Origin of the sequence: Pseudoclavibacter sp. RFBI5 (assembly GCF_002931395.1) — a bacterium.
Taxonomy (GTDB): domain Bacteria; phylum Actinomycetota; class Actinomycetes; order Actinomycetales; family Microbacteriaceae; genus Pseudoclavibacter.
The window spans coordinates 247508-262599 of the sequence record NZ_PSYA01000002.1 but is presented as its reverse complement, the minus strand read 5'-3'; the positions used below and the strand labels follow the sequence as shown (position 1 = coordinate 262599).

Below are 15092 nucleotides of genomic sequence, written 5' to 3'. Positions count from 1 at the left end.
AGACCTCCGGGAAACGCATGTTCGTCACACGACGAGCATGCGTTTTCCATAGGTTCCCGCGGGGACGCTCGGTGCGTTTCGGCCGCCGAGCGGGGTCGGTGCGCAGCTCTGCGCGCCGGTAGAGTCCCGTGCATGACCGACGCGCACCCCGCACCCCGCAATCGCACGCGCGACCTCACGCAGGTCGCCGTGTTCGCCGGCATCGTGGCCGCGCTCGGAGTGGTGCCGGCCATCACGATCCCCGGCCCCGGAGTGCCGATCACCCTGCAGACGCTCGGCGTCATGCTCGCGGGCGCCGTGCTCGGCTCGAAGCGCGGCTTCTCGGCGCTGCTGCTCTTCGACGTCCTGGTGCTCGCCGGGCTCCCGCTTCTCGCGGGCGGCCGTGGTGGGCTCGCGGTGCTCGCGAGCCCCACGGTCGGCTACTTCATCGGCTTCCCCATCGCGGCGTTCGCGGTCGGCTGGCTCGTCGAGCGCTTCGGCAACCCGTTCCGCATTCTCCCCGGCATCGTCTCGACGGCCGTCGGGGGCGTGTTCGTGCTCTACCTGCCCGGGATCATCGGCGTCGCACTCGTGGCAAAGATCGGCTTCGGGGCCGCCGCCCTGTCGGCGCTCGCCTTCCTGCCGGGCGACCTCGCGAAGGCCGTCGTCGCGGCGCTCATCGCGCGAGGTGTACACAAGGCCTACCCGGGGCTGCTCCCCGACCGGCGGCGGCGCGACCGGCCGACCTCGCCAGACCAGGCAACGGCACCGGCAGTGGATGCGTGAGGCCGGGGCCGCCGTCGCACCTCGCGGGCGCCTCCTGAGCCGGGGCCGCGCATGATCGAGTTGCGCGACGTGAGCGTGAGCTTCGGCGACGGCGCGCAGCGTCGCTCCGTGCTCGACGGCATCTCGGTGACGCTCGGCGAGCAGCGGATCGGCGTCATCGGCGCGAACGGCTCCGGGAAGTCGAGCCTCGCGAGACTCCTCAACGGGCTGCTGCTGCCCACGAGCGGAACCGTCTCGGTCGAGGGCTTCGACACGAGGCGCGCCGGCAGGGAGGTGCGGCGTCGGGTGGGGTTCTGCTTCACCGACCCCGACTCGCAGATCATCATGCCGACCGTGGGCGAGGATGTCGCCTTCGGGCTCGGTCGGCGCGGCCTGAGCAGGGCGGAGATCTCCGCGCGCACGGCTGCGGCGCTCGAGCAGGTCGGCCTCGCCGACCGCGCCGACCATCCAGCGCACCTGCTCTCCGGAGGGCAGAAGCAGCTGCTCGCCCTCGCGGCCGTGCTCGTCACCGAGCCGAGCATCCTCGTGCTCGACGAGCCGACGACGCTCCTCGATCTGCGCAACTCGCGCGCGATCGCGGCGCGTATCGCCACGCTCCCCCAGCAGGTGGTCCTCGTGACGCACGACCTCGAGATCCTGGCGGGCTTCGACCGCGTGCTCGTGGTGCACGAGGGGCGCCTCCACTTCGACGGGCCCCCGCGGGATGCGGTCGCCGCCTATCGCGCTGCTGTCTCACTCGAGGGCGGGCTGTGACTCCCCTTCCCGTGACCGCGAGGGTGGAGGCGGAGGCGTGGGCTTCGGCGGGGGCTCGTGGCTGACCGCGGAACGGCACTTGCCGTCTACGTGCCTGGCAGCTCCATCATCCATCGCCTGCCTGCCGGGCTGAAGCTGCTCGCGCTCCTGGCTGCAGGGGCGGCCGTGCTCGCGCTCGGCTCACCGCTCTCCGCCGGCATCGCCGTCGCGGTCGCGGCGCTCGGCTTCGCTGCGGCGCGCCTTGGCCCTCGATACGCGTGGCGCGGCGTGCGCCCGACCTGGATCTTCCTGCTCGGCATCTTCGCCTTCCAGTGGTGGTCCGCCGACCTGTCTCGGGCCGTCGGCGTCGTCGGCTCGATCGTCGCTCTCGTACTCGCGGCGACGCTCGTGAGCCTCACGACCCGCACCACGGACATGATCGACGCCATCGTCTGGCTGCTGGGGCCGCTGCGTCGAGTGGGCGTGAACCCCGACCGCGTCGCCCTGCAGCTCGCCCTCGGCGTGCGCGCGGTGCCGCTCGTCGCCGAGCTCGCCGAGACCGCGAGGCAGGCACAGTACGCTCGGGGCCGTCGCGGCAGCCCGCGGGCATTCGCCGTGCCGCTCGTCGTTCGTGCGCTGCGCCGCGCCGACGCCATGTCCGACGCCTTGCACGCGCGGGGCCTCGACGACTGACGATGGCCCGCCTGCTGCCGGTGCGCTAGGAGCGGTTCTCGAGCTCGTCTGCGCGGATCAAACGCGCGTCGACCGAGCGCTTCGCCGATACGCGACCCGCGATGTACCCGGCAATGCCGCCGAGCGCGAGCGTGACGGGCACCGTGAACGCGAGGAGGAACGCGAACACCTGGATGCGGGAGAACACCTCGTTGGGCGGGAAAGCGAACGTGAGGATCGTCACGAGGACGACGCCGACGATCGCACCGAGCACGAGGAAGCTGCTCATGCGAGGAACGTGGTGGACCCTCGCCGCCATCTCCCGAACGCCGTCGTCCTCGTCTTCGTCCTGCTCCTCGAACTCGGCGAGTTCAGCGTCGTAGACCTCGAACTCGCGTCCGGCGTCGACCTCGCGGCCTGCCATGGTGTCGCCGCCCTCTTCGGGGCGCGACTGAGTGGGTTCGTTCTCGCGGAGCATGCATCCATTGTCGCGCAGTTTGCGGGGAGCGCTCGCAGACTCCGCGGGGAGCGCCGCGGCGCTTCAATGAGCAGGGCGAGCAGACCGTGCAGGGCGTGGCGCGCCTGTCAGCGGCGCACGAGCGGCAGCCAGGGCGAGACGTCGGCGCGGGTTCCGGATGCGCGCACCCGGTTCGCCTCGAACGCCTCCTGCCAGGTCACGCGGCCAGTGGCGAGCTCGAGCCAGGTGTCGACGTCGAGCTCGATGACGTTCGGCGGCGTGCCGCGGGTGTGGCCTGGGCCCTCCACGCACTGCACGGCGCCGAACGGCGGCACCCGCACCTCGACGCTCGCCCCCGGGGCGCGGTCTTCGAGAGCCTGCAGGGTGTAGCGGACGGCCGTCGCGGCGTCGGCGCGGGGCGTCGGGCTGCCCGCGGCGCGGGCTTCGCTCCAGGCGGTGATGGCTCCGAGCCCTGCGGCGTCGGCGATTCGGGGTTTCGGCACGCCCCCATTGTGCGACAGGCCCGGCGGGCGCGGTGCGAATGTGGAGCCGTGTGTGGCGGCCGGGTGTCGCCGTGCGGTCATCTGCGTTCACGCGGCGGCACGAGCCGTCGTCCCCGGTTAGGCTGGTGCGGTGAGAATTCTCGTCCTCGGATCCGGTGCCCGCGAGCACGCAATTGTTGCCGCCCTCCACAGCGAGCGCGCACACTCGATCGTCACGGCCCCGGGCAACCCCGGCATCGCCGCTGAGTCTGAGGTGATCCGGCTCGACGTGAACAACCCGTCGCTTGTCACCGACTTCGCCAAGGACGAGAGCTTCGACCTCGTCGTCATCGGCCCTGAGGCCCCGCTCGTCGCTGGTGTCGCCGACGCGCTGCGCGAGGCCGGCATCCCCGTCTTCGGCCCGTCGAAGGCCGCGGCCACGATCGAGGGATCGAAGACGTTCGCGAAGGACGTCATGTCCCGCGCCGGTGTCCCCACCGGTGGCGCGCGCCTCGCGGAGACGCTCGACGAGGTCGCCGCCGCCATCGATGAGTTCGGTGCACCGTACGTCGTGAAGGCCGACGGCCTCGCCTCGGGCAAGGGCGTCATGGTGACCGAGAGCCGCGAGGACGCGCTTGTCCACGCCGAGCACTGGCTCGCTGCCGGGCCCGTGCTGGTCGAGGAGTTCCTCGACGGCCAGGAGGTCTCACAGTTCGTCTTCTCCGACGGCGTCAACGTGCGGGCGCTCCCGCCTGCCCAGGACTTCAAGCGTCTCCTCGCCGGTGACGCGGGGCCGAACACAGGCGGCATGGGCGCGTACACGCCCGTCCCGTTCCTCAACGAGCGCTTCGGCGGCGAGCGCGCCTTCTCGAAGCTCGTCGTCGATCAGGTCGCGAAGCCGGTCGTCGACGAGATGCGCGCCGCCGGCACCCCGTTCGCCGGGCTCCTCTACTGCGGGCTCATCGTCACGAGCGCGGGCATCCGCGTCATCGAGTTCAACGCCCGCTTCGGCGACCCCGAGACACAGGCCGTGCTCGAGCGTCTCGACCAGCCGCTCTCCGAGCTCCTCTACGCCTCCGCGACCGGCACCCTCGGGCACCTGCCCGAGGAGCTCGCGATCGCCGACAACGCGGCGGTCACGATCGTGCTCGCGAGCGAGGGCTACCCGGAGGACGTGCAGTCGGGCCGCACCATCGCCGGGGTTCCGGATGCGCTGGCCGAGCCGAACGTGAAGGTCCTGCAGGCGGCGACCACGCAGCGCGACGACGACACCCTCGTGACGAGCGGCGGCCGCATCCTCAACGTGGTCGGAACCGGAGCGACGATCGCCGAGGCTCGCGCGTTCGCCTACCAGGGCCTGTCTCGCATCCACATCGACGGCGCCCAGTACCGCGCGGATATCGCGGAGCTCGCCGCCCGCGAGCAGCAGTCGTGACCGACGCCGCCAGCGCTCCGGCCCTCGAGGGCTGGTCGCATGTGTCCTCCGGCAAGGTCCGTGAGGTGTACGAGACCGCCGACGACAACCGCGTGCTGCTGGTCGTCGCGAGCGACCGCGTGAGCGCGTTCGACCACATCCTCTCCCCCGGCATCCCCGGCAAGGGCGCACGCCTGACGGCGCTGAGCCGCTGGTGGTTCGATCGCATCGACGTGCCGAACCACCTCCGCGAGCCGTCCGGGTGGGGCGCCGCGTTGCCGGCCGACACCGCGGCACGCTCCATGCGTGTCGTTCGCCTCGAGATGTTCCCCGTCGAGTGCGTCGTGCGCGGCTACCTGACCGGCTCCGGACTCCTCGAGTATCGCGAGCACGGCACCGTGTGCGGCATCCAGCTGCCGCTTGGCCTCGAGGACGGCGACCGGCTGCCGACGCCGATCTTCACCCCCGCGTACAAGGCGCCCCAGGGCGAGCACGACGAGAACATCAGCTTCGAGAAGATGATCGAGCTCGTCGGCCTCGACGACGCCGTCGCGCTGCGCGACCTCTCGCTGCGCATCTTCCGCGAGGCATCGGCCATCGCCGAGGAGCGCGGAGTGATTCTGGCCGACACGAAGTTCGAGTTCGGGCGCAACCCAGCCAACGGCGAGATCACGATCGGCGATGAGGTGCTCACAAGCGACTCGTCCCGGTATTGGGATGCGACGCTCTACGCCGACGAGAGCCTGCCGCTGAAGCAGCGCCTGTCGTCGTTCGACAAGCAGATCGTTCGCGACTGGCTCTCCGCGAATTGGGACAAGCAAGGCCAGCCGCCCGAGCTTCCCGCCGAGGTCATCGAGCGCACGCAGGCCCGCTACGCGGAGCTCTTCGACCGTCTGGGCGTCCGCGCCTAGGTCCGCCTAGGTCCGTCCGACGCCCCTGGAGCGCAGCTCCGCCTTGGGTGCCTGCTCATCTCGTCGTAGAATCGCCGTCGGCGGCGCACACACTGTCGCCCTCCGCTGGGCTTGACGACCCGGACTCCCTCCTGGAATCCCGCACGCGCATCCGCGTGTGCCCTCACCGGCCGTTCCCTTCGCGCTCCTCCCTTCGAGACTGGAACTTTGCCGTGACCTCCTCCCACGCCTCCGCGCCCGCTGCAGCTTCGGCGGCCCCAGCCGCGCTCTCCCCCGAGCAGCGCCAGTCGGTGCTCCGCACCCTGCGGTCGCCGCGCCTCCTCAAGGTCGAGGTGCTCGGTGGACTGGTCGTGGCGCTCGCGCTCATCCCCGAGGCGATCGCCTTCTCGGTCATCGCGGGGGTCGACCCTCGGGTCGGCCTCTTCGCCTCCTTCACGATGGCGGTCTCCATCGCGATCCTCGGCGGCAGGCCCGCCATGATCTCCGCGGCGACGGGCGCCGTCGCCCTCGTGATCGCGCCCCTCATGGCCTCGCACGGCCTCGACTACCTCATCGCCGCCGTCCTCCTCGCGGGGGTCCTGCAGGTGCTCCTCGCAGTGCTCGGTGTGGCGAAGCTCATGCGCTACATCCCGCGCCAGGTGATGGTCGGCTTCGTCAACGCGCTCGCGATCCTCGTGTTCCTTGCGCAGGTGCCGGAGCTGCTCGGGGTGCCGTGGCTCGTGTATCCGCTCACCGCGCTCGCGCTCGTCATCGTGTTCGGTCTGCCGCGGCTGACGACCGCCGTACCGGCCCCGCTTGTCGCGATCGTCGTGCTCACGCTCATCACGGTGCTCGCGTCGGTCACCGTGCCGACCGTTGGCGACAAGGGCGAGCTGCCGAGCACGCTGCCCGGGTTCTTCATCCCGGATGTGCCCCTCACCTTCGAGACGCTCCAGCTGCTGTTCCCCTTCGCGCTCGCGATGGCGTTCGTCGGGCTGCTCGAGTCGCTCATGACGGCGAAGCTCGTCGACGACATCACCGACACCCGCTCCAGCAAGACCCGGGAGGCGTGGGGGCAGGGCGCCGCGAACATCATCACCGCCTTCTTCGGCGGGATGGGCGGCTGCGCGATGATCGGGCAGACGATGATCAACGTGAAGGCGTCCGGCGCTCGCACGCGCATCTCGACGTTCCTCGCCGGCGTCTTCCTCCTCCTGCTGGTCGTGCTGCTCGGCGACCTGGTGGCGCTCATCCCGATGGCCGCGCTCGTGGCCGTGATGATCTTCGTCTGCTGGGCGACGTTCGACTGGCACTCGATCCGCCCGTCGACGCTGCGCGGCATGCCCCTGAGCGAGACCGCCGTCATGCTCGTGACGGTCGTCGCGACCGTCACGACCCACAACCTCGCGATCGGCGTCGGCGCCGGCGTGCTGTGCGCGGTGCTGCTCTTCGCGCGCCGCGTCGCGCACGTCGTGCAGGTGCGCCGCACGCTCTCGGAAGACGGCGCCGTGGCTTCGTACGCGGTGACGGGACAGCTGTTCTTCGCCTCCTCGAACGACCTCTACGCGCAGTTCGACTACGCCGCCGACCCGGCACGCGTGGTCATCGACCTGAGCGCGGCGCACGTCTGGGACGCGTCGACGGTCGCCGCCCTCGACGCGGTGATCGAGAAGTACGAGAAGCACGGCGCCTCCGTGGAGGTCGTCGGCCTCAACGACGAGAGCGAGACCCGCCTGCAGCGGATGCGCGATGTGCTGCCGGGCGGCGGACACTAGAGCCGCTCAGGGTTCGCCGCTCGCCGCCCCCGTGCGCGATCATGGACGCATGGAGTTCTCGTTCTCGAATCCGCTGTGGCGCTGGGAGAAGCGGCGCGAGCTGTGGACGTTCGTGAGCCTCAGCGAGGACGCCTCCGACAGGATCGCCGCGGCCACGGAGCGCTTCACGCACGGCTTCGGCTCGGTGCGGGTCGAGGCGACCGTCGGCGGATCGACGTGGCGCACCTCGATCTTCCCGAGCGACGCCACCTACATCCTGCCCATCAAGAAGGCCGTGCGGGAGGCCGAGGGACTCGAACTGGATGCGCCCGTCGTCGGCAAGGTGCGGCTCGTCGACGTGGAGGACCCGCAGCGGTAGGGGGCCGCATCCAGCCACACTCTCAGTGCGCGAGTACGGGAGCTGCCCCTGCCTCCGCCGGTTCCTGGCTGAGGGATGCGCCCTGACCGCGGCGGCGGAACAGCAGCGCGGAGACCACTGCCCCGACCGCGAAGAAGCCTGCACCCCACCAGTAGGCGGCCGCGTAGCTCGCGATCATCGAGTCGCCGACCGCTGCGGGCCCGTGCTCGACGAGGTAGTCGGCGGCGGCGGTCGCGGCGAGCGTGTTCAGCAGGGCCGTGCCGATCGACCCGCCCACCTGCTGGCTCGTGTTGACCATGGCCGACGCGACGCCTGCGAACTGGCGGTCGACACCGAGCGTCGCCGTCTGCATCGACGCCGGCATGATCGTGCCCATCGCGAACCCGATGAGCATGAGCGGCGGCATGACGTGCCCCGCGTACGTGCTCGACGCATCCAGGAACGTGAGCCACACCATGCCGCTCGCGCCGAGCGTCATGCCGATCGGGACGAGCACCTTCGGACCGAAGCGCGGCACCAGCAGGTTCGTGCCGAGCTGAGCCGCGAGCACGAGCATCCCGATCATGGGCAGGAACGCGAGACCGGTCTGGATCGGCGAGTACCCGAGCGTGAGCTGCAGGTAGTACGTGACGAAGAGGAAGATCCCGAACATGCCGGCACCGGCGATCATGACCGACAGGTAGGCGGCACCGCGGTTGCGGTCGCGGACGATGAAGAGCGGCAGCAGCGGATGCCCGGCACGCGCCTGCCAGAGCACGAACGCAACGAGGAGCACCGCGGCACCCGCGAGCATGCCCCACGTGAGCGGGGAGTCCCAGCCGTCGGTCTCGGCGTTCGAGAAGCCGTAGACGAGGCCGAACAGGCCGCCGGAGACGAGGAGGGTGCCCGGGATGTCGAGCTTCGGGCGCGGGCCGGAGCGCGAGATGGAGGGAACGTAGATGACGGCGCCGACCAGGGCGACGGCCGCGATGGCGACGTTGATGTAGAGATTCCAGCGCCAGTCGAACGCCTCGGTGAGCACGCCGCCGAGGAGCAGGCCGACAGCTCCGCCTGCGCCGGCGATCGCGCCGAACACGCCGAAGGCGCGGGCGCGCTCCTTCGGGATCGTGAAGGTCGTGGTGAGCACGGCGAGGGCGGTGGGGGCGAGCATCGCGCCGAAGACTCCCTGGAGTGCTCGGGCTGCGACGAGCAGCTCGAACGAGGGCGCGGCACCGCCCAGTGCTGAGGCGATCGCGAAGCCGATGAGGCCGATGACAAACGTGCGCTTGCGGCCCATGAGGTCGGAGAGGCGACCTCCGAGCAGCAGCAGGCTTCCGAAGGCGAGCGAGTACGCGGTGACGATCCACTGACGCTGGCCGTCGGAGAAGTCGAGGTCGGCCTGCGCAGACGGCAGGGCGATGTTGACGACCGTCGCGTCGAGGACCACCATCAGCTGGGCGAGGCCGACGACGATCAGCGTGAGCCAGCGGCGACCGTCGGTCGCAGGGGTTGAGGTTTCGGACATGCGGCTCACCATATACGAGACTGAGTCGTTTCGGATACCTTGAGTTTCGTAATGTCGCGAGCTAGGCTGTGACCACAACGAGAGGTGGTTTCGATGACGCAGACTGACCTCGCCGACAGCTCCCCCGCAGCACCGGCGACCGAGGCGACTGGAGCGGCGACCGCACCCGCGGCACCGACCTCGCAGTCCCCGGCAGGCGCCGAGAAGAAGCCAAGGCTCGGCCGCAAGCGTGACCACACGCGAGACACCGACATCCTCGAAGCGGCACTGGATGTGCTCGCCGAGACGGGCTACGACGGCATGACGATCGACATGGTCGCGACCCGCGCAAAGGCCGGCAAGGCCACGCTCTACCGACGCTGGGCCTCGAAGTCAGACCTCGTGCTCGACGCCGTCGCCTGCATGAAGTCGAAGGACCTGGACCTCGCCGCACTCCCGGACACGGGCTCCCTGCGGGGCGACCTGGTCGCGCTGGTGCGCTCACCGAGCATCCGCGACGCCGAGCGCAAGCTCAACGTCATGACGGGGGTCGTCTCGATGATCGCCCGCGATCCAGAGATGGCCGCGGCGGCCCAGGAGGCGATCGTCGCGCCGAGGGCAGCCGCCAACCGCGCCATCTTCGAGCGGGCGATCGAGCGGGGGGAGATCTCCGCCGACGTCGACCTCGACACCCTGAGCACGATCGCACCGGCCATGGCGGCCTTTCGCACACTCATCCTGCGCCGCTCCCCCGACCGCGACTTCCTGATCGGCATCATCGACAACGTCGTGCTGCCTGCAGCCAAGCGCGGCGCGCCCACGAGCTGAGCATCCGCCAGAAGCAAGCGTCAGCCAGAAGCACCCGCCCGAGGCGAGAAGCCTGCATCTCCCTCACTCTTGTGGCGGTTCTGGGGAGGAGAAGGGGCGGGAGAGGGCCCGAGAGGGCGGACGGGGCCGGGGCACTCCAAAAGCAGTGGCCCTCATGCGCGAGGCGCGCAGAAGGGGAGGCGCCTGGGCTTTCCTCGCGAGAAAACGACGGCCCCTCCCCTGCGCCGCCCCACTGATCGAGCAGCAGGCGGGATGAGCTCGGCACGCTCCGGGTGTCGCGACGCGGCGCGGCCGAACTCAGTTCAGGAAGCGGATACGGCAGACCTGCGCACGCTACGCGGCGGGCACCAGGATGTCGCGCACGAGCGCGTCGAGCTGCGCATCCGCGTCGAGGAACTGGCGGAGCGTGTTGCGTGCCGCGCCGAAGTCCTGGAACTCCTCAGCGGTCATGCCCTCGACCTCGTAGGCCCGGCGGAACTCGCTGAGGGTGTTCAGCTCCTCGAGGATCCCGGCCTCCACGGGAACGCCGATGCGATCCGCGACGGGGATGTCGTTCTCGTTGATGCGCGCCTGCCAGTCGAACGGCGGCGAGACGACGAGGTCTCCGCCCACGAGCTCCGACCACTGGAGCTGATTGCGGAATGCCGCCGAGAGCACACGGCTGCGGTAGCCGCGCTCCTGGAACACGGCGTGCGCGCGCTTGAGCGCCGCGACACCCGCCCACTCGAGGATGCCGGGAGTGACGAGGATGCGGTTGGCGGTCGTCCATTTCTTGAGCCAGTCGTCGAGGCGCCCACCCATGATGGTGACGACGTGCCCGAACTCCTGGTCGGGGAGACCGTCGGCGGCCCGGCGCTCGAGGGCGCGCTCGAGGGCTGCGCCGACCGCGACAGCCTGCGGCACGGTGAAGCTGAGGGTCGCGTTGATGCTGACGCCACGGTAGGCGGCTTCCTCCATGGCCTCGATACCCGTCTTCGTGGCGGGGATCTTCACGATGATGTTCTTCGCCAGCTTCGAGAACTCCTCGGCCTGGTCGGCGAGGGCAGCTGCGTCGCGGTGCAGGCGCGGGTCGGTCTGGATGGAGAGGCGGCCGTTGCGGCCTCCGCTGCGCTCGAACGCCGGCTCGAGGAGGAGGGCCGCGTTGATCGAGAGGTCGCGCACGGCCTGCCAGCCGATCTCCGACTCGCCCCACGTGGGGTTCTGCGCCGCGATCTCCTTGATGCGCGGGCCCCAGACGTCAGGGCGCTTCTTGATGGCCGCGAAGGCGATGACGGGGTTGCAGGTGGCGCCGACCGCGCCGAACTCGATGGACCTCGTGAGCTCCTCGGGGTCTGCGGAGTCGTTCCAGAGGGCGGTCTTCGTGTTCTGCGCCGCCCAGGCGAGGGGTGCGAGCTTCGTGGCTGGAGTGCCGTTGTCACTGGACGGCGCTGTGTCGAGCAGGGTCATGCTGTTCTCCTCATCGGTGGCGGATGGCCGGGTTCGCCGGTGCCGCGGCGGCCGCACACCCCGAGGTCCGAGGCGCCAGGCCTCGCGAACCATCACCGACGTGGATGCTCGCCTTCGAGTCCGTGTCGGCCGATACCCGCCTGCCGCATATGTCCTGACATTATCACAACAGGTTTTGGGTGCGCGAGAGGTCCGCGCGTCACGACGGCGAGAAACGAGCGGCGAGCGGCGTGCGGCGAGCGGCGAGCCCGCCTACATCCAGGCGCCCGAGGACCGCTACTCGCCACCGCGGTCGGCGGCGCGCCCCCTCGGCGACTCGCCCTTCTGCGGCTTCCGCATGACCACGACCGCGACGACGGACGCAACGAGCAGGAGGGCGCTGAGCATCCCGAGCACCCAGAGCACGTCCCACAGGTAGCGGTCCCACCAGGACGGTTCGAAGTCGACGATCGCGAGCCAGGTGTTCTGGAACGCCTCGACGGCGTTCCGCCCGCGAGCGTTGCTCTCGCCGGACACCCACAGCGACGGGGCGAGGAAGATGAGCATGAGCATGCCCGCGAAGGTCATCCGCTCGAGCCGGGCCCTGGCGAGGCTCCCCTTCGGCGCTGGCTCGGCGTTGATCGACGCCGCCCGCGCGGGATCACGCCAGGACAGGACCGGAAGTACCACGAAGACGAGGCCGACAAGCGCCCCGCAGAGCACGGCGGCGAACCCGACCAGCCAGGTGAGGAAGGCGTTGAGCAGGAGCTCGGCGACCGGCGATTCCGTCTCGTTGAGCTCCGGCACGATGCCGCCAGTCAGCGTCAGCACGAGCAGGAGCAGCGAACCGATCAGCCAGGCGGCCGTGAACAGCACCGGCCCGACCACCATCGTGCGAACCATGAAGCGCCCGAGCAGCGGGCGATCCGGGGTGTCAGGAAGACTGAGGAGCTCGACGATCAGCCAGATGCCGAGGAGCGCGGGAGCGCCCATGCCCGCGTAGGACCATGTGGAGGCGTCGTACGGGAACTGCGTGACGTCGGCGATCGTGTACAGCGTCCAGACGCCGACGAGGACCGCCACCGCGATGCCTGCCGAGCTGAGCTCGGCGAGCATCCCCTTGCTCCGGATCCCCCGGGTGAGCTGGCTCCACATCAGGCGTCGGCGTTCGAGCCCTTGGCGTCGGAGGCAGCGCCGATAGCAGCATCTTCCTCGCCGAGGTCCTTGCGCCAAGGCAACCGCGTGCGCATGTCGTCGGGAACCGCCTCGTCTTCCTGCAGCTTCTCGAGCGGCTCGTACCAGGCGCGGATGAGCGCCCAGCTGACTGCCGCAACGGGCACTGCGAGCAGCGTGCCGACAATGCCACCGAGGATCGTGCCGACGGTCAGCGCGATGAGGACGACGAGCTCGTGCAGCTTGAGCGACTTGCCGAGCACGACCGGCTGGAGGAAGTTGCCCTCGAGCTGGTTGACGAGCACGACGATTCCGACGACGACGACGGCCGGGACGAGCCCGTTCGTGACGAGCGCCACCAGCGCGGCCAGGACACCCGCGAGTGTCGCTCCCACGATCGGGATGAACGCGAGGATGAACACGAGGACCGCGAGCGGGAAGGCCAGGGGCACACCGACGATGGCGAGTCCGATGCCGATGAACACCGCATCCACGAGCGCGACGATGACCGTGCCGCGCACGTACCCGCCCATGACCTCCACCGCACGGGACCCCATGAGGCGCGCGCGGCGCTGGTTGGCGCCCTTGAGTGGCTTCGTGAGGAAGCCCCAGATGAGCGGGCCGTCCTTCATGAAGAAGAAGAGGATGACGACGAAGAGCACGCCGCTCGTGATGAACGTGGTCACGCCGGAGATGCCGGCGGTGAGGCCGCTCGCGGCGGCGTTGCCGAACTGGCTCGTGAAGATGAAGTCCTGAGCCTGCCCGAGCCACTCGTTGATCTGGTCCTGATTGATCGTGATGGGGAAGGTCGCGTTCACCCACTCGATGGCCTGGTTGAACCCCTGGACGGCCTGCTCGGAGAGCTCGGACCACTGGTTCCGCACAAGCAGAACGACCATCGTGAGGGCGCCGCCGAGGAAGACGATGATCGCGAGCAGCACCGTGACGGTCGCCAGCGCCGGCGGCCATTTCTTGGACGTGAGGAACTTGATGATGGGCCACGCGGCGGCGGACACGATGAGCGCGAGGAGCACCGGGATGACGACGATCGTGACCTGCAGCCCCGCGAAGATGAGCAGTGTCGCGGCCGCGACGATGACCAGCCCCTGCAGCGCGCGGGTGGCGACTCGTCCGAGCTGGTCGGTCCACATGACGCCGACGCTCGTCGGGCGACGCCCGCGGCCCTCGCCGTCGTCGGGCGCGTACGCCTGCACGGCGCTGCCGCCGACCATGACCTCGTCTCGGGCCGGGGCCTCGAGGTGCTCCACCGGCCCTGCGGACTGCGCCGCCAGCTGGGCGGCCACGGAAGATGCGGAGGGGGCCGGCAGCGCAGGGCGAGCCGCTGGCTTGTCGCGGCCGAAGAGGCGCTTGAGCTTGTCGCTCATGGATGCTCCCAGAAGGTCGGTGAGGCGAGCGGCGGAGGTGCCCGCCGTCGCGAAGATGTGACAAGGCTATGCGTGTGCACCGACATTGTGGACGAGCCTCGCGCATCCGCGCCTGACGGTAAGCTGGGGGCGTCTCTTTCCTCCATCGAATCGGAGCCGCTCCCGATGCCCAAGATCGTCGTCATCGTCATGCCGAAGCAGGAACTTCTCGACCCGCAGGGCAAGGCCGTCGCGGGCGCACTCTCGCGCCTCGGCAAAGACCACCTGCACGACGTGCGCGTCGGCAAGCGCTTCGAGATCACCACCGACCGCGAGGTCACGGCCGAGCTCATGGAGGAGATCTCGCAGGTCGCCGATGAGCTCCTCGCCAACGGGGTCATCGAGGACGTCATCTCCATCGACGTGCTGCCCGACGGCACCGAGACCCCGGACGACGCCGACGAGCTCGACGACGCCGCGGTCGAGACCGAGGACTCTCTCGCGTCGGTCATCGCCGCCGAGGTGCAGTCGAAGGGCTCCGCTTCATGAGCCCCCGCATCGGCGTCATCACCTTCCCCGGCTCGCTCGACGACCGGGACGCCCAGCGCGCCGTTCGCCTTGCGGGCGGCGAGGCCGTCGCGCTCTGGCACGGCGAGCACGACCTGCACGGCGTCGACGCCATCATCCTCCCCGGCGGGTTCAGCTACGGCGACTACCTCCGCGCCGGCGCGATCGCGAGCCACTCGCCGATCATGGCCGAGGTCATCACGGCCGCCAACGCGGGTCTGCCCGTGCTCGGCATCTGCAACGGCTTCCAGATGCTCACCGAGGCGCACCTCCTGCCGGGCGGGCTCATCCGCAACGACCACGGCAAGTTCGTCTGCCGTGACCAGGTGCTGCGCGTCGAGAACAACGACACCGTCTGGACCAACGCGTACGAGAAGAGCGCGGAGATCACGATCCCGCTGAAGAACGGCGAGGGCGGCTTCATCGCCGACGACGAGACCCTCGCGCGCATCGAGGGCGAGGGCCAGGTCGCGTTCCGCTACGTCGACGTCAACCCGAACGGCTCCCGCAACGACATCGCAGGTCTCACGAACGAGCGCGGAAACGTGGTCGGCCTCATGCCGCACCCCGAGCACGCGGTCGAGCTCGGCTTCGGTCCGGACACGGCAACCCACATGGCATCGGGCCTCGATGGGCTCCCGATCTTCCGCAGCGCCGTCGAGGCGCTGCTCGCGCGCGTCTAGACCTTGTCGCAGACGCAGAGCGCA

16 protein-coding genes are annotated in these 15092 nt (G+C 70.0%); 10 read left to right on the top strand and 6 right to left on the bottom strand.

Features of this window, described 5'->3' with window-relative positions:
* The first annotated feature begins 132 nt into the window (after window positions 1-132).
* Genes C5E06_RS01880 through C5E06_RS01870 form a run of 3 tightly spaced genes read left to right on the top strand, consistent with a single transcriptional unit; the run spans window position 133 to window position 2190 of the window.
* Window positions 133-765: a biotin transporter BioY gene (locus tag C5E06_RS01880; RefSeq protein ID WP_104240159.1), complete on the top strand. Its 633-nt coding sequence runs from the start codon at window positions 133-135 to the stop codon at window positions 763-765.
* Between the two features lie 51 nt (window positions 766-816).
* A complete protein-coding gene (locus tag C5E06_RS01875; protein WP_104305817.1) occupies window positions 817-1518 on the top strand; it encodes an energy-coupling factor ABC transporter ATP-binding protein in 702 nt (233 codons plus the stop codon).
* 57 nt (window positions 1519-1575) lie between these two features.
* Window positions 1576-2190 (top strand): energy-coupling factor transporter transmembrane protein EcfT, encoded by a 615-nt coding sequence (locus C5E06_RS01870; protein WP_104240157.1) that lies wholly within the window; start codon window positions 1576-1578, stop codon window positions 2188-2190.
* 25 nt (window positions 2191-2215) lie between these two features.
* Here C5E06_RS01870 and C5E06_RS01865 read toward each other — a convergent pair whose 3' ends face one another.
* On the bottom strand, window positions 2216-2647 hold the full coding sequence (locus C5E06_RS01865) for a hypothetical protein (protein ID WP_104240156.1): 432 nt from the start codon (window positions 2645-2647) through the stop codon (window positions 2216-2218).
* Between the two features lie 107 nt (window positions 2648-2754).
* Window positions 2755-3129: a sterol carrier family protein gene (locus C5E06_RS01860; RefSeq protein ID WP_104240155.1), complete on the bottom strand. Its 375-nt coding sequence runs from the start codon at window positions 3127-3129 to the stop codon at window positions 2755-2757.
* Window positions 3130-3259: 130 nt separating this feature from the next.
* Here C5E06_RS01860 and purD point away from each other — a divergent pair, with 130 nt between their 5' ends.
* The 4 genes from purD (at window position 3260) to C5E06_RS01840 (ending at window position 7545) form a co-directional block, all read left to right on the top strand.
* A complete protein-coding gene (gene purD, locus C5E06_RS01855; protein WP_104298106.1) occupies window positions 3260-4543 on the top strand; it encodes a phosphoribosylamine--glycine ligase in 1284 nt (427 codons plus the stop codon).
* Window positions 4540-5433, top strand: a complete 894-nt coding sequence (locus tag C5E06_RS01850) for a phosphoribosylaminoimidazolesuccinocarboxamide synthase (RefSeq protein ID WP_104298105.1) — start codon at window positions 4540-4542, stop codon at window positions 5431-5433. Before purD ends, C5E06_RS01850 begins: the two co-directional genes overlap by 4 nt.
* A gap of 212 nt (window positions 5434-5645) precedes the next feature.
* Window positions 5646-7187 carry a SulP family inorganic anion transporter gene (locus C5E06_RS01845; RefSeq protein WP_181062858.1) on the top strand — a complete coding sequence of 514 codons (1542 nt, stop codon included), beginning with the start codon at window positions 5646-5648 and terminating at the stop codon, window positions 7185-7187.
* Window positions 7188-7236: 49 nt separating this feature from the next.
* Entirely contained in the window at window positions 7237-7545 is a 309-nt protein-coding gene (locus C5E06_RS01840; RefSeq protein WP_104240152.1) for a DUF1905 domain-containing protein, read from the top strand.
* 22 nt (window positions 7546-7567) lie between these two features.
* Here C5E06_RS01840 and C5E06_RS01835 read toward each other — a convergent pair whose 3' ends face one another.
* Window positions 7568-9049 carry an MFS transporter gene (locus tag C5E06_RS01835; RefSeq protein ID WP_181062857.1) on the bottom strand — a complete coding sequence of 494 codons (1482 nt, stop codon included), beginning with the start codon at window positions 9047-9049 and terminating at the stop codon, window positions 7568-7570.
* A 93-nt stretch (window positions 9050-9142) separates the two neighbouring features.
* Between C5E06_RS01835 and C5E06_RS01830 the strand changes: the two genes are divergently transcribed.
* Complete coding sequence (locus C5E06_RS01830) at window positions 9143-9856, top strand: TetR/AcrR family transcriptional regulator (protein WP_104305815.1); 714 nt, start codon at window positions 9143-9145, stop codon at window positions 9854-9856.
* A gap of 333 nt (window positions 9857-10189) precedes the next feature.
* On the opposite strand, the gene C5E06_RS01825 is transcribed toward C5E06_RS01830, so the two are convergent.
* The 3 genes from C5E06_RS01825 to C5E06_RS01815 all read right to left on the bottom strand — a co-directional run bounded on the left by C5E06_RS01825 (window position 10190) and on the right by C5E06_RS01815 (window position 13839).
* A complete protein-coding gene (locus tag C5E06_RS01825; protein ID WP_104305814.1) occupies window positions 10190-11302 on the bottom strand; it encodes a transaldolase family protein in 1113 nt (370 codons plus the stop codon).
* A gap of 276 nt (window positions 11303-11578) precedes the next feature.
* The gene (locus C5E06_RS19125) at window positions 11579-12397 is read right to left on the bottom strand and encodes a hypothetical protein (RefSeq protein ID WP_181062856.1); all 819 of its coding nucleotides are present in this window, start codon (window positions 12395-12397) and stop codon (window positions 11579-11581) included.
* 38 nt (window positions 12398-12435) lie between these two features.
* Complete coding sequence (locus C5E06_RS01815) at window positions 12436-13839, bottom strand: AI-2E family transporter (protein WP_104305812.1); 1404 nt, start codon at window positions 13837-13839, stop codon at window positions 12436-12438.
* Window positions 13840-14004: 165 nt separating this feature from the next.
* On the opposite strand from C5E06_RS01815, the gene purS reads away from it, so the two are divergent.
* Window positions 14005-14367: a phosphoribosylformylglycinamidine synthase subunit PurS gene (gene purS, locus C5E06_RS01810; RefSeq protein ID WP_104240146.1), complete on the top strand. Its 363-nt coding sequence runs from the start codon at window positions 14005-14007 to the stop codon at window positions 14365-14367.
* The gene (gene purQ / locus C5E06_RS01805) at window positions 14364-15068 is read left to right on the top strand and encodes a phosphoribosylformylglycinamidine synthase subunit PurQ (protein ID WP_104240145.1); all 705 of its coding nucleotides are present in this window, start codon (window positions 14364-14366) and stop codon (window positions 15066-15068) included. Before purS ends, purQ begins: the two co-directional genes overlap by 4 nt.
* Window positions 15069-15092: the final 24 nt, after the last annotated feature.

Bases quoted from the DNA above. Each gene is read 5' to 3' on its own strand.
- C5E06_RS01880 (WP_104240159.1), top strand. From the start codon at position 133: ATGACCGACGCGCACCCCGCACCCCGCAATCGCACGCGCGACCTCACG.
- C5E06_RS01875 (WP_104305817.1), top strand. From the start codon at position 817: ATGATCGAGTTGCGCGACGTGAGCGTGAGCTTCGGCGACGGCGCGCAG.
- C5E06_RS01865 (WP_104240156.1), bottom strand. From the start codon at position 2,647: ATGCTCCGCGAGAACGAACCCACTCAGTCGCGCCCCGAAGAGGGCGGC.
- C5E06_RS01840 (WP_104240152.1), top strand. From the start codon at position 7,237: ATGGAGTTCTCGTTCTCGAATCCGCTGTGGCGCTGGGAGAAGCGGCGC.
- C5E06_RS01835 (WP_181062857.1), bottom strand. From the start codon at position 9,049: ATGTCCGAAACCTCAACCCCTGCGACCGACGGTCGCCGCTGGCTCACG.
- C5E06_RS01830 (WP_104305815.1), top strand. From the start codon at position 9,143: ATGACGCAGACTGACCTCGCCGACAGCTCCCCCGCAGCACCGGCGACC.
- C5E06_RS01825 (WP_104305814.1), bottom strand. From the start codon at position 11,302: ATGACCCTGCTCGACACAGCGCCGTCCAGTGACAACGGCACTCCAGCC.
- C5E06_RS19125 (WP_181062856.1), bottom strand. From the start codon at position 12,397: ATGCTCGCCGAGCTCAGCTCGGCAGGCATCGCGGTGGCGGTCCTCGTC.
- C5E06_RS01815 (WP_104305812.1), bottom strand. From the start codon at position 13,839: ATGAGCGACAAGCTCAAGCGCCTCTTCGGCCGCGACAAGCCAGCGGCT.
- purS (WP_104240146.1), top strand. From the start codon at position 14,005: ATGCCCAAGATCGTCGTCATCGTCATGCCGAAGCAGGAACTTCTCGAC.
- purQ (WP_104240145.1), top strand. From the start codon at position 14,364: ATGAGCCCCCGCATCGGCGTCATCACCTTCCCCGGCTCGCTCGACGAC.